The 19,513-nt window shown below is 46.2% G+C and carries 23 protein-coding genes, 3 tRNA genes and 1 other annotated feature; of the genes, 21 read left to right on the top strand and 5 right to left on the bottom strand.

All coding sequences use genetic code 11. The annotated features are described in order from the left end of the window. Window positions 1–129: 129 nt before the first annotated feature. From ARB69_RS20060 to ARB69_RS19995, 14 genes are all read left to right on the top strand, one after another. Window positions 130–202, top strand: a tRNA-Val gene (locus tag ARB69_RS20060). A 21-nt stretch (window positions 203–223) separates the two neighbouring features. Continuing rightward, window positions 224–297: transfer RNA gene (locus ARB69_RS20055), tRNA-Met, on the top strand. A gap of 106 nt (window positions 298–403) precedes the next feature. Then, a complete protein-coding gene (locus ARB69_RS20050) occupies window positions 404–949 on the top strand; it encodes a hypothetical protein (RefSeq protein WP_055154826.1) in 546 nt (181 codons plus the stop codon). 24 nt (window positions 950–973) lie between these two features. Beyond that, the gene (gene ispF, locus ARB69_RS20045) at window positions 974–1,519 is read left to right on the top strand and encodes a 2-C-methyl-D-erythritol 2,4-cyclodiphosphate synthase (RefSeq protein ID WP_055154825.1); all 546 of its coding nucleotides are present in this window, start codon (window positions 974–976) and stop codon (window positions 1,517–1,519) included. Between the two features lie 18 nt (window positions 1,520–1,537). Next, complete coding sequence (locus tag ARB69_RS20040) at window positions 1,538–2,665, top strand: GNAT family N-acetyltransferase (RefSeq protein ID WP_055154824.1); 1,128 nt, start codon at window positions 1,538–1,540, stop codon at window positions 2,663–2,665. A 476-nt stretch (window positions 2,666–3,141) separates the two neighbouring features. Continuing rightward, window positions 3,142–3,372 (top strand) — a binding site (T-box leader). Window positions 3,373–3,558: 186 nt separating this feature from the next. Further along, on the top strand, window positions 3,559–4,320 hold the full coding sequence (gene epsC, locus ARB69_RS20035) for a serine O-acetyltransferase EpsC (RefSeq protein WP_050642102.1): 762 nt from the start codon (window positions 3,559–3,561) through the stop codon (window positions 4,318–4,320). Next, window positions 4,307–5,713, top strand: a complete 1,407-nt coding sequence (cysS, locus tag ARB69_RS20030; RefSeq protein WP_055154823.1) for a cysteine--tRNA ligase — start codon at window positions 4,307–4,309, stop codon at window positions 5,711–5,713. The genes epsC and cysS overlap by 14 nt, the downstream gene beginning before the upstream one ends. Beyond that, the gene (locus ARB69_RS20025) at window positions 5,698–6,141 is read left to right on the top strand and encodes a Mini-ribonuclease 3 (RefSeq protein WP_055154822.1); all 444 of its coding nucleotides are present in this window, start codon (window positions 5,698–5,700) and stop codon (window positions 6,139–6,141) included. Before cysS ends, ARB69_RS20025 begins: the two co-directional genes overlap by 16 nt. A gap of 66 nt (window positions 6,142–6,207) precedes the next feature. Further along, window positions 6,208–6,978, top strand: coding sequence for a 23S rRNA (guanosine(2251)-2'-O)-methyltransferase RlmB (gene rlmB / locus ARB69_RS20020; protein ID WP_055154821.1), 771 nt, complete (start codon window positions 6,208–6,210; stop codon window positions 6,976–6,978). Between the two features lie 53 nt (window positions 6,979–7,031). Beyond that, window positions 7,032–7,646, top strand: a complete 615-nt coding sequence (locus ARB69_RS20015; RefSeq protein WP_050642106.1) for a sigma-70 family RNA polymerase sigma factor — start codon at window positions 7,032–7,034, stop codon at window positions 7,644–7,646. A 254-nt stretch (window positions 7,647–7,900) separates the two neighbouring features. Beyond that, complete coding sequence (locus ARB69_RS20010; RefSeq protein ID WP_050642107.1) at window positions 7,901–8,272, top strand: GntR family transcriptional regulator; 372 nt, start codon at window positions 7,901–7,903, stop codon at window positions 8,270–8,272. 2 nt (window positions 8,273–8,274) lie between these two features. After that, window positions 8,275–9,126, top strand: coding sequence for an ATP-binding cassette domain-containing protein (locus tag ARB69_RS20005; protein WP_055154820.1), 852 nt, complete (start codon window positions 8,275–8,277; stop codon window positions 9,124–9,126). After that, window positions 9,123–9,779, top strand: a complete 657-nt coding sequence (locus tag ARB69_RS20000) for an ABC-2 transporter permease (protein ID WP_055154819.1) — start codon at window positions 9,123–9,125, stop codon at window positions 9,777–9,779. Before ARB69_RS20005 ends, ARB69_RS20000 begins: the two co-directional genes overlap by 4 nt. Window positions 9,780–9,959: 180 nt before the next feature. Next, window positions 9,960–10,032: transfer RNA gene (locus ARB69_RS19995), tRNA-Thr, on the top strand. Between the two features lie 133 nt (window positions 10,033–10,165). On the opposite strand, the gene ARB69_RS19990 is transcribed toward ARB69_RS19995, so the two are convergent. Beyond that, window positions 10,166–10,345 (bottom strand): hypothetical protein, encoded by a 180-nt coding sequence (locus ARB69_RS19990; protein ID WP_050642110.1) that lies wholly within the window; start codon window positions 10,343–10,345, stop codon window positions 10,166–10,168. A gap of 56 nt (window positions 10,346–10,401) precedes the next feature. On the opposite strand from ARB69_RS19990, the gene ARB69_RS27940 reads away from it, so the two are divergent. Next, entirely contained in the window at window positions 10,402–10,536 is a 135-nt protein-coding gene (locus ARB69_RS27940) for a hypothetical protein (RefSeq protein ID WP_255350421.1), read from the top strand. A 58-nt stretch (window positions 10,537–10,594) separates the two neighbouring features. Here the strand turns inward: ARB69_RS27940 and dtd are convergent, their stop codons facing one another. Further along, window positions 10,595–11,041 carry a D-aminoacyl-tRNA deacylase gene (dtd, locus tag ARB69_RS19985; RefSeq protein ID WP_050642111.1) on the bottom strand — a complete coding sequence of 149 codons (447 nt, stop codon included), beginning with the start codon at window positions 11,039–11,041 and terminating at the stop codon, window positions 10,595–10,597. A gap of 228 nt (window positions 11,042–11,269) precedes the next feature. On the opposite strand from dtd, the gene ARB69_RS19980 reads away from it, so the two are divergent. Both ARB69_RS19980 and ARB69_RS19975 read left to right on the top strand, forming a co-directional pair. Further along, window positions 11,270–11,722 carry a LytTR family DNA-binding domain-containing protein gene (locus ARB69_RS19980; RefSeq protein WP_050642112.1) on the top strand — a complete coding sequence of 151 codons (453 nt, stop codon included), beginning with the start codon at window positions 11,270–11,272 and terminating at the stop codon, window positions 11,720–11,722. A 4-nt stretch (window positions 11,723–11,726) separates the two neighbouring features. Further along, the gene (locus ARB69_RS19975; RefSeq protein WP_050642113.1) at window positions 11,727–12,425 is read left to right on the top strand and encodes a LiaF transmembrane domain-containing protein; all 699 of its coding nucleotides are present in this window, start codon (window positions 11,727–11,729) and stop codon (window positions 12,423–12,425) included. Between the two features lie 106 nt (window positions 12,426–12,531). On the opposite strand, the gene ARB69_RS19970 is transcribed toward ARB69_RS19975, so the two are convergent. After that, window positions 12,532–13,119, bottom strand: a complete 588-nt coding sequence (locus ARB69_RS19970) for a DUF6512 family protein (protein ID WP_050642114.1) — start codon at window positions 13,117–13,119, stop codon at window positions 12,532–12,534. A gap of 203 nt (window positions 13,120–13,322) precedes the next feature. On the opposite strand from ARB69_RS19970, the gene ARB69_RS19965 reads away from it, so the two are divergent. Next, window positions 13,323–13,652, top strand: coding sequence for a hypothetical protein (locus tag ARB69_RS19965; RefSeq protein WP_050642115.1), 330 nt, complete (start codon window positions 13,323–13,325; stop codon window positions 13,650–13,652). Between the two features lie 226 nt (window positions 13,653–13,878). Here the strand turns inward: ARB69_RS19965 and ARB69_RS19960 are convergent, their stop codons facing one another. After that, the gene (locus ARB69_RS19960) at window positions 13,879–14,757 is read right to left on the bottom strand and encodes an AraC family transcriptional regulator (RefSeq protein ID WP_055154818.1); all 879 of its coding nucleotides are present in this window, start codon (window positions 14,755–14,757) and stop codon (window positions 13,879–13,881) included. 224 nt (window positions 14,758–14,981) lie between these two features. Here ARB69_RS19960 and ARB69_RS19955 point away from each other — a divergent pair, with 224 nt between their 5' ends. The 3 genes from ARB69_RS19955 to ARB69_RS19945 all read left to right on the top strand — a co-directional run bounded on the left by ARB69_RS19955 (window position 14,982) and on the right by ARB69_RS19945 (window position 17,902). Next, window positions 14,982–15,497, top strand: a complete 516-nt coding sequence (locus ARB69_RS19955; protein ID WP_055154817.1) for an RNA polymerase sigma factor — start codon at window positions 14,982–14,984, stop codon at window positions 15,495–15,497. Between the two features lie 5 nt (window positions 15,498–15,502). Next, the gene (locus tag ARB69_RS19950) at window positions 15,503–17,017 is read left to right on the top strand and encodes a DUF4367 domain-containing protein (protein WP_055154816.1); all 1,515 of its coding nucleotides are present in this window, start codon (window positions 15,503–15,505) and stop codon (window positions 17,015–17,017) included. 180 nt (window positions 17,018–17,197) lie between these two features. Continuing rightward, on the top strand, window positions 17,198–17,902 hold the full coding sequence (locus tag ARB69_RS19945) for an NUDIX domain-containing protein (protein WP_050642767.1): 705 nt from the start codon (window positions 17,198–17,200) through the stop codon (window positions 17,900–17,902). Between the two features lie 48 nt (window positions 17,903–17,950). Here the strand turns inward: ARB69_RS19945 and ARB69_RS19940 are convergent, their stop codons facing one another. Further along, window positions 17,951–19,423, bottom strand: coding sequence for a sodium-dependent transporter (locus tag ARB69_RS19940; protein WP_050642119.1), 1,473 nt, complete (start codon window positions 19,421–19,423; stop codon window positions 17,951–17,953). Window positions 19,424–19,513 lie beyond the last annotated feature (90 nt).

Genomic DNA, 19,513 nt, shown 5'->3' with positions numbered 1-19,513 from the left:
AGTTTCTGATTTGTTAAAAAAATTTGAAAAAATAGGAAAAAAGGTGTTGACATTTGATGAAAAATAATAGTATAATAGCAAAGCGGGTTGCGGGTGAGACAAACACTTAAACGCAGACCGGGAGAATATGGGATCTTAGCTCAGCTGGGAGAGCATCTGCCTTACAAGCAGAGGGTCATAGGTTCGAGCCCTATAGGTCCCATAACTTTCAAATATTTCATATGGCGGAATAGCTCAGTTGGCTAGAGCACACGGTTCATACCCGTGGTGTCGCTGGTTCAAATCCAGTTTCCGCTACTGAGAAGCTTCGGAAATTTCCGGAGCTTTTTTGTGTCTGATTATGGCAATACTTATCTAAGTATGTTAGAATCAGAGAATGAAAAATGAAACGGAGGACAAACAAATGAATGAAAAATCCTGGCTCGTGTTGAGAATTGTAGCCGGCCTGTATGTGATCTATCTGGGGTACCAGATCGTAAGCGGGATGCTGACTGAAAGACCCGAAAACATGGTGTTTATGATGACCGCAGGTATCTTGTTTATTGTGATAGGGGCGGTGATCGTGATTATATCCGCAAAAAGCGTAATCGCAATGAGAAACAAATTGCAGAATGAGGAAGAGACATCTTCAGAGGAAGACAATTCTGCAGATACAATAGAAGCAGATCCTGAGAAGGAGACTTCTTCAGAAGAGGAAGATACCGAGGAGGAGTCTGAAGAGGAAATGCCTTACGAGGAGAAAGATGCAGATTCCGGGGAGACGGATTTTTCAGATGACAGAAAAGCGAATCCAAATGATGACAGTGAGAAGAATAACAGAACGAAAACTGCAGAAGCTATGAAGGACGATGCAGCCCAGGACACAGTTACACCTGCAGATACACTGATAGATCTAAACGGGGATACCACGGAAGAATCAATGGAAGAGACTGACGACGAAGAAAAATAGAATATGAATAAGGAGAGACAGAACATGCGTGTAGGTATGGGATATGATGTACACAGGCTGGTCGAAGACAGAAAGCTGATTCTCGGAGGAGTAGAGATACCATATGAGAAGGGACTTCAGGGGCATTCGGACGCAGATGTGGTTGTACATGCCATTATGGATGCGCTTCTCGGAGCTGCGGCACTGGGGGATATCGGAAAGCATTTTCCGGATACAGATCCGCAGTACAAAGGCATTTCCAGCATCAGGCTGCTGGAGCATGTAGCAGCACTTCTGGATGAAAAGCAGTTTATGATTGAGAACATTGATGCAACCATTGTTGCGCAGCAGCCCAAGATGCGCCCATATATAGATGAGATGATAAAGAATGTAGCGGATGCACTGAATCTTATGCCTGACCAGGTCAATATCAAGGCAACAACGGAAGAGGGGCTTGGATTTACAGGGCGCGGAGAGGGGATTTCCTCTCAGGCGGTGTGTGCTCTGGAAAAGATTATGAACTACAGCAGCTACGATGTGACCCCCAATCCAAATGGATGCGAGGGCTGCAAGGGCTGTCCCAGGAAGTAAGAAAAGAGGGAATATAAAATGCAGCTTCGAAAGCTTGACAGCAGTGAACACAGCAGGACAAGAGCGCTGTGGGAGAAGGTATTTCCGGAAGACAGCAAAGCATTTCTGGACTACTATTACTTTATTAAGACCAGGGACAATCAGATCTATGTAATAGAGGAGGATGGGGCCGTCCGTTCCATGCTCCAGCTCAATCCCTACATGATGAGGATCGGCGGTACACAGCAGTTATGCAATTATATCATTGCCGTGGCAACGGAGGAGGCGTACAGAAAGAGGGGCTATATGGGCCGTCTGCTCAAAGCCTCTATGATGGACATGTATGAACAGAAGCAGCCATTTACGTTCCTCATGCCCGCAGCGGAGGCCATATACAGGCCTTATGATTTCCGGTTTGTCTACGCGCAGATCCAGGAGGAATCCTGCGGAGAGCCAGGTTCCATGAAGGTCACCATGTCGGACGCCGTTTTATCAGACGCCGGCGCGATGGCCGTATTTTTTAACACCCATTTTGCTGCAGAATATCAGGTCTGCGCCGTGCGGGACGACCAGTATTACCAGACGATGATATTCGAGCAGCAGAGTGAAAACGGCGGTGTAAAACTATTAAAGCATGACGACGATATAGTTGGGATGTTCGCGTTTGCCAGAGAAGAGGATACGCTCGAGATCCGTGAGCCTCTGTACCTGCCCGGATTCGAAGCTGAATTCCAGAAAGCCGTATACCAGATGCGGGCAGAACATAGCGCTCCTGCAAAGATATACGCAGACAGAGGACATGTCCGGAGCAGGAAAGTCCCCCTCATTATGGTACGTATTCTTCACCTGGAGACACTTCTGTCATCTATGAAGGCAAAAGCAGGCGAAGCAATAAACTGCTCTTTTGCAGTACTTGATTCCATCATCACAAAAAACAGCAGAGTCTGGAGGCTGAAGAGCAGCGGAGAGAATCCGGATATGCAGGTTTCTGAAACAGAGGACTCAGAGGGAGTACTCACAATAGACGCCCTGACTGCATTGCTGTTCGGGTACCAGACAATAGATGAAATCGGCCGGGAAGAAGGCGTAATACTTACACCACGGCTGAAACAGGAACTGGGAAAATTAGAGCCATTATGCCCCCTCTGCCTTAACGAAATCGTGTGAGCTTGGGGTGCTAGGTTGGGGGGATTGGCGGCGGGGCGCTAAGTAAAAGGTGAGTCCGGTTCGCCAGTCACTGAATCTTCCCAACCGTCAGGATGCACCAGCCTGTCCGGGGCGGGGCGTGTGTGCGGGGGCGGGGAACTTTCCGTGTGCTTACTGGACGCATAGAGTGCGCATTACAAACACTTAATAAAAACCATGCCGGATGGAAAGGAAAAAATCGGCTTACCAAAGCCGATTTTTAGGAGGCCTGAGCCGCGCAATTCATCAGAATTGCGGGGTGAATGCCTCCGGTTCCTTTCCATCCGGCATGGTTTTTATTTAGTGTTTGTTTGCAAACGGACAGCGCCCAGTAAGCACACGGAAAGTTCCCCGTCCCCGCACACACGCCCCGCCCCGGACAGGCGTCCCCCCTCGCGTCCCAAAATTCAGTTGACAAATCCCCCTTTTTTGCATAAGATATATCTATATTGATTTTGTGAAAGGCTATGAACGGAAAGAGTAGCTGATTCTGAGATTGCAGAGAGGGACCATCACCGGCTGTAAGTGGTCCTAAAGGAGGAGTCTGTGAAGTGCGTCCGGGAGCTGATTCTGTAAACGCGGCGGGTGGCTGTGAGTAGCGGAATACGTTTGGCATACGTTACATGCAGTGAGTGAAAGAAGTAATTCTTTTAATAGAGTGGAACCGCGGATATGACTTCGTCTCTAACAGGAGACGGGGTCTTTTTTGTTATAAAGGCTGTTCCTTTGAAATGTCCTGCGGACAGAGTGGATTGAGGGGGTGCCCGGAATGGCCTTAAACTAGAATTTTACAGATAGCTTCCGCTGTAAAGCGCGGATTAAAATGAATACGAAGCTGGTAAACATTGTATGCGATTGGTATGGAGGATCATGAAATGGGAATTATATCTTATATTAAGAATGAGATTCAGGTCATCCGGGAGCGGGATCCTGCAATTAAATCTAATATGGAGGTCTTGCTTTACCCGAGTTTTAAAGTTATACTTAGGTACAGAGTTGCACATAAGCTGTATCTGAAGAAGCATTATTTCCTGGCCAGATGGATGTCACAGAAGGCTGCGAGAAAGACTGGGATTGAGATACATCCCGGCGCCACCATTGGGAAAGGGCTGTTTATTGACCATGGAAGCGGCGTGATTATCGGGGAGACGACGATCATCGGCGACAATGTAACACTTTATCAGGGCGTGACCCTGGGGGGGACGGGAAAAGAGCAGGGAAAGCGGCATCCTACGCTGAAGGATAATGTCATGGTCAGCGCAGGGGCTAAGATACTCGGGTCTTTTACGATCGGGGAAAATTCTAAGATTGGGGCAGGTTCGGTTGTGCTGGAGGAGGTGCCTCCGAACTGTACTGTAGTGGGCGTGCCGGGACGTATCGTGAGGATGGGAGATCAGAAGGTACCAAGGACGGATATGGACCAGATACATCTGCCTGACCCGGTTCTGAATGATATCAGGGAGCTTCAGAATGATAACATACGCCTGTATAAGCAGCTGAAAGAGATGGAGAAGCATATGCGCTGTATGCTGCCGGACAGCGATGAATTTGCGGAAAATACGGAGCCGGCAGAAGCACAGTGCAGCGGATGCAGAGAAAATGAAAAGAAAGAGGAGAAATCAGATGAAACTATATAATACACTTTCTAAAAGAAAAGAAGAATTCGTACCTATAGAGGAAGGCAAAGTCAGAATGTATGTCTGCGGGCCTACGGTTTATAACTTTATCCATATAGGGAATGCAAGGCCGATGATCGTTTTTGACACGGTCAGAAGGTATTTTGAATATAAAGGATACGATGTGAATTTTATTTCCAACTTTACAGATGTAGATGACAAGATCATCAAAAAAGCAATCGAAGAAGGCGTTACTGCGGATGAGATTTCCAAACGCTACATTGCAGAATGTAAGAAAGATATGGAAGGCATGAACGTGAAACCCGCCACAAAGCATCCTCTGGCAACAGAAGAAATCTGTGGTATGGTGGATATGATCGGAGCACTGATCGAGAAGGGATTTGCATACGAGAAAAACGGAACGGTATATTATCGCACGAGAAAGTTCAAAGATTACGGAAAACTTTCCCATAAGAATCTGGATGACCTTCAATCCGGCGGCCGTTCACTCCTCGTAACGGGGGAGGACGAAAAAGAAGATTCTCTGGACTTTGTATTATGGAAGCCCAAAAAAGAAGGCGAACCGGCATGGGAGTCTCCATGGAGCGAAGGACGTCCGGGCTGGCACATCGAGTGCTCTGAGATGTCTAAAAAATATCTGGGGGAGCAGATCGATATTCATGCAGGCGGGGAAGATCTGATATTCCCGCATCATGAGAATGAGATTGCCCAGAGTGAGGCTGCGAACGGCAAAGAATTTGCCCGTTACTGGATGCACAACGCATTCCTGAACATTGACAACAGGAAAATGTCAAAATCATTGGGAAACTTCTTTACCGTAAGGGAGATCAGCGAAAAATATGACCTGCAGGTTCTGCGATTTTTCATGCTCAGCGCGCATTACAGAAGTCCGCTGAATTTCAGCGCAGAGCTTATGGACGCTGCCGGAACGGGACTGGAGAGAATCATAACCGCGGCTGACAATCTAAAATTCCTGAAGGGCAATGCGAAAGTGCAGGATATGACAGACGCGGAGAAGGAAGCATTTGCAAAAACACAGGAATATGTTGACAGCTTTGAGCGGGCGATGGACGATGATTTCAATACGGCAGACGCAATTTCCTCTGTATTCGAGCTCGTTAAATATATCAATACAAATACAGATGGTGAAAGCTCAGCGGAATATCTGCAGAATCTGCTGGATCTGCTTGTTAAGCTGACAGATGTTCTGGGAATCATCGTGGAGAAGGACGAAGAGATGCTGGCAGAAGACATCGAAGCATTGATTGAAGAACGCCAGGCTGCGAGAAAGGCGAAAAATTTTGCCAGAGCAGACGAGATCAGGGACGAACTGCTCTCCAGAGGAATCGTTCTGGAGGATACCCGAGAAGGAGTAAAATGGAAGAAAGCATAAGTTTAGATTTTCATGATTATATAACGGAAGTATTAAATCTTCAAGAGGTGGATGCTGACAGCTATTCACCTCTTGTTCTGGCGTTTATCGGTGATTGCGTCTATGATCTGGTTATCAAGTCTATGATTATCAGCCGGGGAAATAAACAGGTGCATAAACTGCATGAAGAGACAAGCAGATTTGTACAGGCTTCCACCCAGTCGCTGATGATGCGCACAATGCAGCAGCACCTGACAGAAGAAGAGCATGCCATCTACAGAAGGGGCAGAAATGCCAAATCCGTATCACCGGCAAAGAATCAGTCCATCACGGATTACAGGAGGGCAACGGGATTTGAGGCGCTGCTCGGGTACCTGTATCTGAAAAAGGATTATGAAAGGCTCATGGCTCTGGTAAAAGCAGGACTGGACAGCCTGAGTGATATGTAAGCGAAACAGTAAAGTCAAAGACCAGGGGAACATCCGTGATTTCTTTGGATATAAATGGAGAATATAATGCAGGAAAATAATAGAAATGAAAGAGAACAAAACGACAATACGCTGATAATTGAAGGCCGCAATGCAGTGCTGGAGGCTTTCCGGTCAGGCAGGCCGATTGATAAAGTATTCATACTGGATGGGTGCCAGGACGGTCCGGTACGGACAATAGTCAGGGAGGCGAAAAAGCACGATACCATATTAAATTTTGTGGGAAAGGAAAGACTGTCGCAGCTTTCGGAAACAGGCAAGCATCAGGGGGTAATCGCCTGTGCTGCTGCATACGAGTATGCCGATATCGAAGATATGTTTAAACTTGCAGAAAAAAGGGGTGAGGACCCGTTTTTTATTCTGCTGGATAATATAGAAGACCCGCATAACCTGGGAGCAATCATCCGTACAGCGAATCTGGCGGGGGCCCATGGTGTTATCATACCAAAACGCAGGGCAGTGGGCCTGACAGCTGTAGTGGCAAAGACTTCCGCGGGCGCGCTGAATTATACGCCGGTGGCGAAGGTAACAAATCTGGCGAAGACAATGGAAGAATTAAAGGAACGGGGTATGTGGTTCGTCTGTGCGGATATGGGCGGTGAATCCATGTACAAACTGAATCTGACCGGCTCTATCGGACTTTTGATCGGGAGCGAAGGGGAAGGCGTGGGACGTCTTGTAAAAGAAAAGTGTGATTTTATTGCCGCCATTCCTATGAAAGGCGAGATCGACTCCCTGAATGCATCCGTAGCGGCGGGAGTGCTGGCCTACGAGATTGTCCGGCAGAGAATGCGCTAAAAGGACGTGGTTTTCAATAGAGCAGAGGATTACCGTTGGAAAGGAAAAGGCCGATGGAGAAATATGATACAATTGCAGATGAACAGTTGATATTGGAGTTTCGAAAAGGTAATTCGGAAATTATGGATTATCTGATGGTAAAGTATAAATCCATGGTTCGTAAAAAAGCGAGAGCGATGTATCTCATAGGCGGTGAGAATGAAGATCTGATACAGGAAGGCATGATAGGGCTGATTAAGGCAGTTCGGGACTTCAGTCCTTCTCAGGGCGCCTCCTTTGCCAGCTTTGCAGAACTGTGTGTGTCCCGGCAGATGTATACGGCAATAGAGGCATCCAAGAGAAAAAAGCATATGCCGCTTAATTCTTATATTTCCCTGTATGAGGCCGGGGAAGGCACGGATGAGGAAAAAAAGATACCTCTGATTGATACGATAGAACCTGTCGTGGAAAATAATCCGGAGACTTTGTATTTTGGCAGAGAGATGACAGAGGTCTTTGTGGAGGAACTGAAAGGAAATCTCAGTGCCCTGGAAAACCATGTGTTGTATCTGCATCTGATGGGAACGGATTATAAAACCATAGCCGAACTGCTGGGAAAAAGTCCTAAAGCCATAGACAATGCGCTCCAGCGGATTCGGGGAAAGGCTGAGAAACTGCTGGCAAGATAGCGGTTTTTGTGCCTTATATAAGGTATGAGATAGAGGAAAGAATCTGGTAATGACGGAAAGGTCTTGCCAGATTTTTTGATGTTAGAGCCAGATGCCCCGAAACCATCACTTCATCGGCTCCGATGCCGTGCAGCAGGGTGCACGGCACGGTCTGAACGGTAACCAAGCAACTCACTATTTTGAGTAAACAGTATAAAACAGTTGACAACAGTATAATACTGTTATATACTGTTTGTAGACAAAGGAGGGAGAAAATGAAGCTGATAATTAACAATTCTTCCATGCAGCCAATCTACGAGCAGATCGTAGCACAGGTCAGAAATAAGATTATGCAGGGGGAACTTGAAGAAGATACAGCGCTTCCGTCTGTCAGAACATTGGCGAAGGATCTGAGAGTCAGTGCACTGACCGTAAAAAAGGCCTATGATGCACTGGAACAGGAAGGGTTTGTCGTAACCGTCCATGGAAAGGGAAGCTTTGTAGCCTGTGCGAATCAGGAACTGATGCTGGAGGAGAAGAAGAAAGAAGTGGAAGCCGACCTGGAAAAAGCGATCAGGAAGGGGAGAAGCTGTGGAATGAGCAATGAAGAGATTACAGAGTTATTTCAGATTATCTTGGAGGATTAGCTATGGTATTAAAATTACAAAACGTTGAAAAACATTATGAAAAGTTTGATCTGCAGTGTTCTCTGGAGGTACACAAGGGATGTGTTACAGGGCTGATCGGTCAGAATGGGGCAGGAAAGAGTACCACATTTAAGGCGGTGTTAGGATTAATCGCTATCGACGGCGGGAAGATCGAACTTTTCGGAAAAGACATCAAGAAGATTGGAACGGAAGAAAGGGAAAAACTGGGTGTTGTACTTTCTGACTCGGGTTTCAGCGGTTACCTTTGTATAAAGGACATCATTCCGGTGATGGCCAGTATGTACCCGGGGTTTGATAAAGTGGAATTTGAAAAAAGGTGCAGAACATTCGAGATTCCATTTGATAAAAAAATCAAAGATTTTTCTACCGGTATGAAAGCAAAGCTGAAAGTTTTGGTTGCGATGTCGCATAAAGCCAGCCTGCTGATCATGGATGAGCCGACGGTCGGACTGGATGTGATGGCCAGAAATGAGCTGTTGGATATGATGCGGGAGTATATGGAAGACGGAGAGGGCTCCATTCTGATCAGTTCCCATATATCAAGCGATCTGGAAGGACTTTGCGATGACATTTATATGATTCATAACGGCAGGATTATTATGCACGAAGAGACCGACAGGCTCCTGAGTGACTATGGAGTAATCAAGGTGACTGAAGCACAGTATGAGAAGCTGGATAAGCGTTTTATCATAAAAAGGAAGAGAGAAGGGTACGGCTACAGCTGCCTGACAAATGAAAAACAGTTTTACCTGGATAATTATCCGGATGCCACAATTGAACGCGGTAATATTGATGAAACAATAGCAATGATGATACGAGGTGAAGGAAAATGAAAGGGCTAATAATTAAAGATCTCTGTTTACTAAAAAATCAGCTGAATTTCTTTTATATTATATGTATTGTTGGTATCATGATGGCATTTACAAATATGAATCTGCTATTTATCATGAATTATATTACAATCATTTTCACAATGTTTATACTGACCACCATAAGTTATGATGAACTTGACAATGGAAGAGCGTTTTTATTTACGCTTCCCATTACCAAAAAAGGGTATGTCATCGAGAAATATGTGCTGGGGATTTTGATCGCTGCTGCGGCATGGGTGGTTTCAGGGGGAATCGTATTAGTATTTACCGTACTCCGGCATCCTGGGACAGATATTACGGAAAGCTTGATAAGCATGATGTTTTATCTGATCATTGCAATTGTATTTCTGGATTTCACACTGCCTGTCCAGTTAAAATTCGGAGTTGATAAAAGCAGGATAGCAATTATCGGAGTGGTGGGAGCTGTATTTTTGGTGGTATTTGCCGTGGTGAAGCTTTTGGGGATGATGGGGATAGACCTGGTTCTTATAATTAACAGCCTCCCATCTGCAAGCCTTGCAGGGGCGGCGCTGTTTGCAGGCGTTGGGTGTATCCTGTTGACTGCGGTTTCCTATTTCGCGTCCTTAAAGATTATAGAGAAAAAGCAGTATTGACAAAGGTGGATGGCGGCTATTCCTTACTTTTGCTGGGTACATCCAATCGGTAGTTACTATGCATGGCATGGATCATAGGCCATGCATAGTGATTTGACTTTTGATAAATTTTCAAATATATGTTGACAATCAGACTAGGTTTAGTGTATATTAATATCGTTGCGTAAGTAACGCGCACAGGCTGTCGTGGCTCAGTCGGTAGAGCGTCGCCTTGGTAAGGCGGAGGTCGGCGGTTCGATTCCGCTCGACAGCTTTTCATTCTTTTCAACAGACTCCCTATCGGGAGTATTTTTTTTTGCAGTAATTCCCGTACCACCAAACGAATCAATACGCTGCTCCCATCCCCCGTAAGTATAAGAAATAGTTTACAAGAAAAAACAGGGGACTCAGTACGTCATATTCCCCTGAAAGATATCATCTGTTTTGAGACGTCCTCCCGGACTCACCGGATTGTACTCTATACAGAAACGGAACGCCTGGATTTTATTAATTCCTCTGGGCATGTACCTGCTTGCAACGGCGCTTGCCAGTATTACAAGCTGCATTCTGGGCATGCTGCTCGGCATTCATCCCTTCTCTGGGAAAGATCTCAAAGTTCCTTTACACAGGAGTCGTCTCTGAGATGGTGTACTCCTATGCAGCCGGAACCGCATTTACCATGAAGGCCCTCCACATGATCGTTCTGGTTGGGGAAATTTTGCTCGCTTTTGTACTGTTCCTCGTTTGCTATAAAAAGAACGGGTATGAGAAAGAATAAGATTCGCGAACCGGGAACATCCTTGATGTATCAGCAAATATTAAGCGGCAGGAGTATGCTACAGATCCTCTGAATCCAAAATAATAGTAAAGGGACCGTCGTTGACGAGGCTGACTTTCATCTCTGCCCCAAAACTTCCGGTCTGCACATTGGGTACGGATGCCCTGCATTTTTCTATGATATATTCATAGAGGGCATTCGCCCTGTCAGGCTGGCCCGCTTCTATGAAGCTGGGGCGGTTTCCTTTTTTACAGTTTGCGTACAGCGTGAACTGTGAAATCAACAGAAGGCTGCCTTCCACGTCGGCCAGCGAGAGGTTCGTCTTACCACTCTCATCCTCAAATATTCTAAGTCCCGTCATCTTGCGAACCAGCTTGTCCGCGGTCGTCTCGGTATCTCTGTCGGATACTCCAATCAGTACAAGATATCCCTTTTCAATAGAACCAATTACATTGCCATCCACTGCTACTGATGCCTCAGATACTCTCTGTATCACAAATTTCATTTTTTTATTCCTCCGTTTTTACAAATCATCCAGTATTTATTCTATACTGAAGGCCGGATAAAGTCCAGACGGTATTGAAAAAACCTACGTGTATTTTACCGCGTATTTTACAGCGGCACATGAGACCCGTTTTCTAACCACTTGCCTTCCCTTTTTTACCACATGCGATATTTATATTTACAGGCCGGCTTATTTATGGTTAGATAAATGCGTGGAGAGGGAAATGAGATGAAAATACGAATTGAAATTGATGAGAACTTAACAGAGGAAGAGGTCATTATCAGAAGCAGCAGCCTGAATGACCAGGTACAGAAAGTGCAGAAGGCGCTGAGCGAAATCTCCAGGCAGGAGCAGCGGATCGTATTCTACAAAGAAGAAACAGAGTACTATCTGATGCTTACCGATATCCTTTTCTTCGAGACTGACGGAAAGGCAATCCATGCACATACGGCGGATGACATTTATAAAATCCGGCACCGTTTGTATGAACTGGAGGAAATTCTGCCGGGATATTTCATGAGAGTATCCAAGTCTACGATATTGAACACGAAAAGCATCTATGCAATCAACCGTTCCGTATCCACTTCCTGTGTGGTCCAGTTTAAGGAAACACACAAACAGGTATATGTATCCAGATATTATTACAAGCCGCTTCGCAACCGGCTGGAAGAAAAGAGGTAAAGACATGAAAAAAGAGCGATTATTCTGGGGAATATTTTTTATCATTGGGGCGGTGCTTCTGGTCATCAGCAGGCTGGGGATCCTGAATACGGGGATCAGTATCTGGATGCTGCTTCTGTCTGTGATCTTTGCAGCGACACTGATTAAGAGCGCGATCCACAGAAGCATACCGGGAGTATTGTTTTCACTGGCGTTTCTCTGCATTATCTATGCAGAACCACTGGGAATTACGGCGCTGACCCCATGGACGGTTCTGGGCGCGGCTCTTCTCGGAAGTATCGGTGCGGCATTTTTGTACCGCCCGGAGCGGAGCTGGCATCAGCACAGTACCTACTTTGACGACAGCTTCAGTGAGGTGGAGACGATAGACGGGGATGCGATGAGGATGGAAAGCTCCTTTGGCTCCAGTATTAAGTATATTAACTCCGAAGACTTCAGGGGAGCCGGTATCCATTGTTCCTTCGGCGCCATGAAGGTGTACTTTGACCATGCAGAAGTCCCCCAGGGGCAGGCAGCTGTTAAGCTGGATGTTTCCTTTGGTGGAGTGGAACTCTATATTCCACGCAGCTGGCAGGTAGTAAATCACTTGAGCGCAGCATTCGGTGGAGTTGACGAGAAGGGAAGATGCCAGCCGGACGGTACTGTTTCCCTGGTTCTCAATGGGAAAGTGAGCTTTGCCGGAGTTACAATTATTTATATTTAGTAAAGGCACATGAGAGGAAGTCAGCGAAAGCTTATCCGAATTGGAGAAGCTTTCGCTGGCTTTCTCCTTTTCATGCTGAGGGATGGGATTCCCAAAGAAGACCGAATCAGGAGGGGGGAACGAACAGGCCGGCTGCAGGAGGGTAATAAGTGAAGATGAGAAAGCATACGCCTGTTATCAGGACACATATGAAATAGAAAAAGGCAGGGCCCGACAGTCCGCGGCACTTCGTCCCTGGTTTTGTTTTGAATATTTTATCAAAAAGGGTATGTTCTATATGTCCGGGCAATAGAAGGGAGTGGCAGCGCACATAAAATGCGGTTAAGACGCTGAAGAGAAAGGTCAGTATATCCAGTGTCAGCGTATGGAAGCCCAAAATCCCTGTGTAAGTATAAAAGGCGACAGGAATCAGCCATGTTCCTGCCAGTATGCCGGCCAGATCCGCCCGGATCAGCCGTTGATAGTGTCCCGCCAGGAAGAAGTATTCCGCGGCACAGTATAACAGCATTGGGAAATAAAGCAGCTTCATATGTTCCCAGGTGGATTCATTTACAGGGGCAAAGAGCCCTACAATGAAGTGATTCCCTGTCCAGCCGTAGACGAAATGAAGCAGCGTTCCTGCTGCAGAGACAAAGATGGCTCCGATGATTGTACTTATATAAAGCCGCTTATTTCTTTTGTTAAAAGGTTTCATTAAGGCACCCTCCAAAAGGATATTTTTTCTAATAGTATGTACGGAATAACTGGATATATACGTGGTTTTTCCCGGACGCCACATTTTGTCGATTTTTGTTATAATATGTCGGAAAGTAGAGTGATTTCCATGAGATTATGCTATAATACAAAAAGATTCAGGGGTGATTTTTCGGTGCAGGCTTGAATGAGGGGGGTAATACCATGAAGAGCCTGGACAGAGAAGATCTTGTTCCGTTAAGAAAATGCCTTGATGAACTGTTGGATTTTATTCGTGAACTTCAGATGGAAGAGATTCCATATTTTTACAGGTGTCTTGAAAATATGAAATACAATCTGGAGATCTGTTTTCTTGTACAGTATGAGGGATGGGAACAGATGGAACAGATTTTAATACGGGACTGGAGCGCTGCAAATCATGTGCTGATTGGTATTCCAGGATTCGATTTTGCTGCAAAGAGTGCGGCGGAAAAGGCAGAATTAGACTGCCGGTTTATAGAACTGCTTGCCAATATTGAAACTTTTTTGGCATAGTTAAGCAAGAGTTCCCTGACTTCCAGGGGGAGGGTTCCTGTGTGCCATGGTATGCAAGAGCCGTCCGGATCATATTATGCCGGTCTTCTGTAGGTCTGTGAGAACCAAGATCGAGGAGCAGAGAGAAAAGACAGGAGACTGGCAGAAACCAATGATGTCATAGGCTATAGTCTGCGGCAGGTGTGGAAACACCCACTTCAGAAGCTGAGGATTTAATTGGGGGATGTTACGGAAGCAGCAGTTTTTGTTTATATTCGGTAGGTGTCATGCCGGTATAATTTCGGAAGAGGGAGGAAAAAGTGTTAGGCTTTTGAAAACCGCACAGCAGGGCGATTTCCTTGATGGAGTAATTGGGATTCTCCAGCAGCAGCTGCGATTTGGCGATGCGCAGTTTTAAAAGATAATTGTAAGGCGTTTCCCCGACTGCTTTCTTGAATGCAGTTATAAAATAAGTGCGGGAAAGGCCGCACATGGCCGCCAGTGTTTCTACCTGCAGGTCATCCGCATAGTGCTGGTTCATATAAGAGACTATCTGATAGATTCCCTTTTGATACTGCGGGGGAGCTTTCAGGCGGTCTCTTTTTTTACTAAATTCGCAATCTGTGAACACAGAAGCAATAAGGGCCGAGAGATGAATCAGCTTGGAGAAATCTCGGTCATTTTGTTTGGAAAATTCCTCTTTAAAATAACGTATATAGGTTCCGGCTTCTTTCGTAAGTTCAAAGCTCATATCAAACTCTTTTCCATAGCAGCCTTTTTCCTGCAGGATCTGTTCAAAAAAGTCCTTTTCAATTACAATATTATTATGGGCAATGCTGGAATTGCGGTACCTGTATGCGTGCATCCGGCCGCTCTGCACGGGATATACACAGCCAGCCTCCCCGATATACACAGCGTCTTCATATATGATGAGTGGAAGAGGGCTGTATGGAATCATGAATTCGTAAGCATGATGTGAATGGCAGAACGGACTGGAAAGATACTCAGTCGATTCCCCTGCGGAAGCAATCGATAGGACATCGCAGTAATAATGCTGACAGTTTCTGTTCAGAAAATTTCTATCTCCATAATGTGCACTGAACAGGCTTTCTAATTTATCGTTCATAACGGCATCCCCCTTTTTTATAGAATAACATGAATACGAACTGGCAAACATTGGAAGATAATCGAAATGTTAATGTTGTTTCGTAATATTACGATAAATTTCAGAAATTATTTGTTTCTTATTTATAAATTTTTAGCGGCAGTCTGAAACTATTTGCTGTCCCGGTACGTCTAATAAGTGAAAGACAATCATGCCGGCATTGATGAGGGGAAGGAGGTCTTCTGTTGAAATACCTTATTAAAAGAGCACAGAAGCACGACGATCAAGCTTTTGTGGAACTGATCGAACTGGTAAAGCAGGATATGTACAAGACTGCAAGAAGCTACCTGCATAAACAGGAAGACATTGCAGATGCCATACAGGAAACGATTATTACATGCTATGAGAATATCGGCAGGCTGAAAGAGCCCAAGTATTTTAAAACATGGCTGATACGTATTCTGATCAACAAATGTAACGACATTTTGAGAGCCGGAAAACGGGAATATCTCTCAAATACTGTTCCGGAACAGGAGGGTACATGTATGGCGCTTCAGAATTATGAATTTGAAGAACTGATGAAACAGATGGATGACAAGTATCGGATCGTTTTGCTTTTGTATTATTCGGAAGGTTTCAAGATCAGAGAAATTGCACAGATACTGGAACTGGAAGAGAGTACGGTCAAGACAAGGCTGGTCCGGGGGCGCAGGCAGTTTGAAAAAGTATATGGGCTGGAAGTGGCAGTTCAAAGGAGGTAGCAGAGTTGAAGAACGAATATTCAAAAAAGGAAATAGAACGAATTTTACGGCAGGATGTTGAAATCCCGGAGAATATAGAGGCACGGATTCAAGATACCTATGAGCAGCTCGGAATTGGAAAAAAGGTTACGATGAAGTATACGAAGAAGCGCCGTACCTGGGTAGCGGTAGCTGCAGTTGCGGTGATGGCAGCGGGGATGTCAGTTGTCACCCTGGCGGCTAATAAATTTCTTTCTGCAAACCTTGTGGAAAAGGAAGACACTGTGAACTATAGTTTTCATGTGGACCGGGAAAAGGAGGCACATATGATTTCTGTGGAGCCTACCTATATACCGGATGGGTATACGCTGTACGGAGAGGACAGCCCATACGGGGGCAAGTGGCATAATGAGGACAATGGCGGAGGCATCTCCATTATTTCGTATAATGCAGCAGAACTGGACAGTTTGGAGCGCACGGGCGGCGCGGATTTCATGTCCTATGCAAAGGATTCCCACATAGAATCTCTGGATATCAGTGGAATGAAGACCGACGTATTCGTCAATGACAGTTTTTACACAGACAGCGAGGAGACGGTAAAGCGTATTTATCTGTTTAATGAAGAGTATGGATACGGCGTGATGGTGTGGAGCGAAAGTGACCTTCCGGCGGAGGAAGTAATCAAGGTTGCAGAAGGGCTGAAGATTGAGGTTCTGGATGAGACGGTTGCCTATATGACAGACGAAGAACTGAAAAAGTTAGAAGCTGATCAGGAAGCTGATAAACAGAACAGTACCCGGACCTATCAGGCCGGAGTGGCGGCGGACGATATTTATGAAATCGGGCAGGAAATCAAAGATCCTCTTGTTATGGGAGCCGACGGAGAGGAACTGGTACAGCAGGGTATAGTGGATGATGTCCGCTTTACGGTGCTGGATGTGGAGATCCTGGATGCGCTGCCGCTGTCAGAATATCCGGCGGAGAATTTTGTACGCTACGATGAAGTGTCTCCGTGGATGCAGGAAGACGGGACGCTGAAACCCCATGAAAGATATCGGTATACGGTTGGTGAAGATGGTTTAGAATCTCAGGACGGTGTGCTTGAAACCGTACAGTCCAAATATGTTGTTGTTAAGATGAAGGCAAAGAACTATTCAGATACGCAGTCAGAGAGCAATCAGATGATGGGCATTCCAATCGCCCCGGATCTGACCACACTGATTCCGAGAGAAGACGGCAGCTGTGCTTATCCGGCAGATAGTTTCAGAGCGGCGAATGAAGGGTATGGCATGCAGTGGATGTCCAATAATGGCAGCAGCTTCCCATTTTATTTTGACGATATTTATTATACAGAAGGGATTCAGAGGCTGAAATCTGCATTTTTCCGGCCTATAGCAGCAGGCGAAGAGATAGAATATACTCTTGTCTATGTTGCAGACGAAGACCAGCTGGACCATTTGTACCTCTGGTTCTTCGGCGGCACCAGCGGTGTGAATCCGGACGGCAGCATAATTGCATCCCCATACGTAAAGATCGGCTAGAGCATGTCCGGAGAATGAATGAAGAAAGCAGCTGTTTACAGAAAGCATAAAATCTCATATAATAGAAAGACGGGACGGGGAAACATCCTCGTTCCGTCTTTCTATTACAGCTCAGAGTATATCACCTGAATGAACAAACTAATTATATGAGACAGGCAAATGCAGCAGGAGGAGAAACAGATGCCAACATTTTTGGAAGATATCACACCATTTTACGGGACCCATGATAAAAATCCGGCGGGACAGACGCTGGAGGACTTTCTGGAGGACTATGATCCTTATAAATATGAAAAACCAAGCTGTACAACGGATGCGGTTGTATTTTCTCACGACGGTGCGCTGTCGGAATCCCTCGAAGGGCTCAAGATCCTGATGGTGAAGCGCAGCAACCATCCCAGCATTGGCTTCTGGGCACTGCCCGGAGGTTTTATAGAGATGAAGGAGGATCTGGAGGACACGGCGAAAAGAGAGCTTATGGAGGAGACAGGTCTGAAAAATCCTGTCATGGAGCAGTTCGCTACGTTTGGAGCCTATAACAGGGATCCGCGCACCAGAGTCATAACGACAGCCTACATGGCAATGGTGGATGAAAAAGATGTCAATATAAAGGCCGGAGACGACGCGGCCGATGCGGCCTGGTGTAACGTGGAGATGGAACTGGCAGCAGAGAGCAATGAAAAAGAAGCAGTCAGAAGGACCTATATTCTGCATTTTGTGAACAAAGAGAAGTGTCTTGATACAAGGGCCGTGGTAGAACACACGCTGAGGCGGGGCCTGATCAGAGAAGAGCATTTTACAGTCTCCGAGCAGGGGATGATCGCAGTGGACCACGCAGGAATCGTGGCCCAGGCCATGACGATTCTGCGTGGGAGGCTGAAGGAGTAACCATGCGCGGTATAAACGGTGCCAGCACTGCCAATATGCCGGCATCGTTTACCTGTCGTTCCCCTTTTTCTTCCTTTTGCCCGTAACAAACAGTATCATTGCGAGGAAAGCTACCGCTATAAGCATCCAAATCACAAAGATAGCCGTGCTTTGTTTACTGAACATATCATAGTAGCCCTTCAGGTATATGATGACTACGATCCAGGGAAGGATGTAGGTCATGTAGCCCCGGACTTTTTCAGGAAACTTCATTCCCTGGCCGCTGTTGGCCTCCTGAATGAAGTTTTTCCATCCCCAGCCGTTTTTATGGGTACAGAAAAGCAGATAGACAACGGAGCCCAGCGGCAGGATATTGTTTGATACAAGGAAGTCTTCCAAATCCATGATGTTTGTTCCGGTTCCAAGAGGCTGGAAGCCGGACCATACGCTGAATCCAAGGATACATGGAATACTTAAGGCAGCGATCAGCAGGATATTGATCCCGACCGATTTTTTCCTGCTGAAATGAAACAGATCCATTCCAAAGGACACGATATTTTCAAAAACGCCCACAATCGTAGAGAGTGCAGCACAAAACAGAAACAGGAAGAACAGGGACCCCCAAATTCTGCCTCCTGCCATCTGTGTGAAGATATTGGGCAGCGTGATGAATACAAGTCCGGGACCTGCGGCGGGCTCTACGTTAAACGCAAAGCATGCAGGTATAACGATGAGCCCGGCCATCAGCGCTACAAAAGTGTCCAGGATTACGATACTCAGCGATTCCCCTGTCAGAGAACGGGACTTGTCCAGGTAGCTGCCGAAGATAGCCATCCCGCCCATTCCGATGCTGAGCGTGAAGAATGCCTGGCTCATGGCGCCGAAAATAACATTTCCGATTCCGTTTTCCACCATTTTATGAAAATCCGGCACGAGATAGAAGCGCAGGCCTTCGCTGGAACCGCTCAGAGTAACAGAACGGACTGCGAGAACCACCATAATAGCCAGCAGGCAGATCATGGTTACCTTCATAATCTTTTCCACGCCCTTTTGAAGTCCGATACTGCAGATTCCGAAAGCAATCAGAATGACAATGACGGTCCAGAGCATCAAAGTTCCCGGAGACGCCAGCATTTGGTCATAGTTGGCAGTCACCTGTTCCGATACGATACCGGAAAAATCACCTCTGGCCATGCGGAAGCAGTAGTAGAGCATCCAGCCGCCCACCATGGAGTAAAACATGACAAGTATGTAATTGCCGGCGATTGCGAACCAGCGGGTAAAATGCCACCTTGTGCCGTCCGGTTCCAGGGCGTTATAGGAAGTGGCGATGCTTTTCTGGCTGGCTCTTCCAACACTGAACTCACACACTATAATAGGAAGACCCAGGATCGCCAGGAATATCAGATAGATCAGAATGAATGCCGCTCCCCCAAATTTACCGGCCATGTACGGGAATTTCCATACGTTCCCCAGTCCGATGGCGCATCCAGCCGATACGAGAATAAAGCCAAGACGGGACCCAAATTTTTCTCTTTTCATAAACAACCTCCCAAATTATCTGAAAAAGGAGTGCAAGGGGGTCAGACCCCTCTGCAGAGGGGTCTGACCCCCTTGCACTCCTTTTTCGCT

Source organism: Faecalicatena contorta, assembly GCF_001404335.1.
Lineage (GTDB): Bacteria > Bacillota > Clostridia > Lachnospirales > Lachnospiraceae > Faecalicatena > Faecalicatena contortus_B.
Note: the sequence above shows the minus strand (reverse complement) of the source record. Positions and strands in the feature narration are given on the sequence as shown.

Excerpts from the sequence above, each read along its gene's own strand:
- ARB69_RS19970 (WP_050642114.1), bottom strand. The coding sequence starts at position 13,119 with ATGAAACCTTTTAACAAAAGAAATAAGCGGCTTTATATAAGTACAATC.
- dtd (WP_050642111.1), bottom strand. The coding sequence starts at position 11,041 with ATGAAATTTGTGATACAGAGAGTATCTGAGGCATCAGTAGCAGTGGAT.
- ARB69_RS20015 (WP_050642106.1), top strand. The coding sequence starts at position 7,032 with ATGGAGAAATATGATACAATTGCAGATGAACAGTTGATATTGGAGTTT.
- ARB69_RS19965 (WP_050642115.1), top strand. The coding sequence starts at position 13,323 with ATGAAGAGCCTGGACAGAGAAGATCTTGTTCCGTTAAGAAAATGCCTT.
- ARB69_RS19940 (WP_050642119.1), bottom strand. The coding sequence starts at position 19,423 with ATGAAAAGAGAAAAATTTGGGTCCCGTCTTGGCTTTATTCTCGTATCG.
- ARB69_RS19980 (WP_050642112.1), top strand. The coding sequence starts at position 11,270 with ATGAAAATACGAATTGAAATTGATGAGAACTTAACAGAGGAAGAGGTC.
- ARB69_RS19990 (WP_050642110.1), bottom strand. The coding sequence starts at position 10,345 with ATGCCGAGCAGCATGCCCAGAATGCAGCTTGTAATACTGGCAAGCGCC.
- ARB69_RS19960 (WP_055154818.1), bottom strand. The coding sequence starts at position 14,757 with ATGAACGATAAATTAGAAAGCCTGTTCAGTGCACATTATGGAGATAGA.
- ARB69_RS27940 (WP_255350421.1), top strand. The coding sequence starts at position 10,402 with ATGGTGTACTCCTATGCAGCCGGAACCGCATTTACCATGAAGGCCCTC.
- cysS (WP_055154823.1), top strand. The coding sequence starts at position 4,307 with ATGAAACTATATAATACACTTTCTAAAAGAAAAGAAGAATTCGTACCT.
- ispF (WP_055154825.1), top strand. The coding sequence starts at position 974 with ATGCGTGTAGGTATGGGATATGATGTACACAGGCTGGTCGAAGACAGA.
- ARB69_RS20050 (WP_055154826.1), top strand. The coding sequence starts at position 404 with ATGAATGAAAAATCCTGGCTCGTGTTGAGAATTGTAGCCGGCCTGTAT.
- ARB69_RS20005 (WP_055154820.1), top strand. The coding sequence starts at position 8,275 with ATGGTATTAAAATTACAAAACGTTGAAAAACATTATGAAAAGTTTGAT.
- ARB69_RS20025 (WP_055154822.1), top strand. The coding sequence starts at position 5,698 with ATGGAAGAAAGCATAAGTTTAGATTTTCATGATTATATAACGGAAGTA.
- epsC (WP_050642102.1), top strand. The coding sequence starts at position 3,559 with ATGGGAATTATATCTTATATTAAGAATGAGATTCAGGTCATCCGGGAG.
- ARB69_RS19945 (WP_050642767.1), top strand. The coding sequence starts at position 17,198 with ATGCCAACATTTTTGGAAGATATCACACCATTTTACGGGACCCATGAT.
- ARB69_RS19975 (WP_050642113.1), top strand. The coding sequence starts at position 11,727 with ATGAAAAAAGAGCGATTATTCTGGGGAATATTTTTTATCATTGGGGCG.
- rlmB (WP_055154821.1), top strand. The coding sequence starts at position 6,208 with ATGCAGGAAAATAATAGAAATGAAAGAGAACAAAACGACAATACGCTG.
- ARB69_RS20000 (WP_055154819.1), top strand. The coding sequence starts at position 9,123 with ATGAAAGGGCTAATAATTAAAGATCTCTGTTTACTAAAAAATCAGCTG.
- ARB69_RS20010 (WP_050642107.1), top strand. The coding sequence starts at position 7,901 with ATGAAGCTGATAATTAACAATTCTTCCATGCAGCCAATCTACGAGCAG.
- ARB69_RS20040 (WP_055154824.1), top strand. The coding sequence starts at position 1,538 with ATGCAGCTTCGAAAGCTTGACAGCAGTGAACACAGCAGGACAAGAGCG.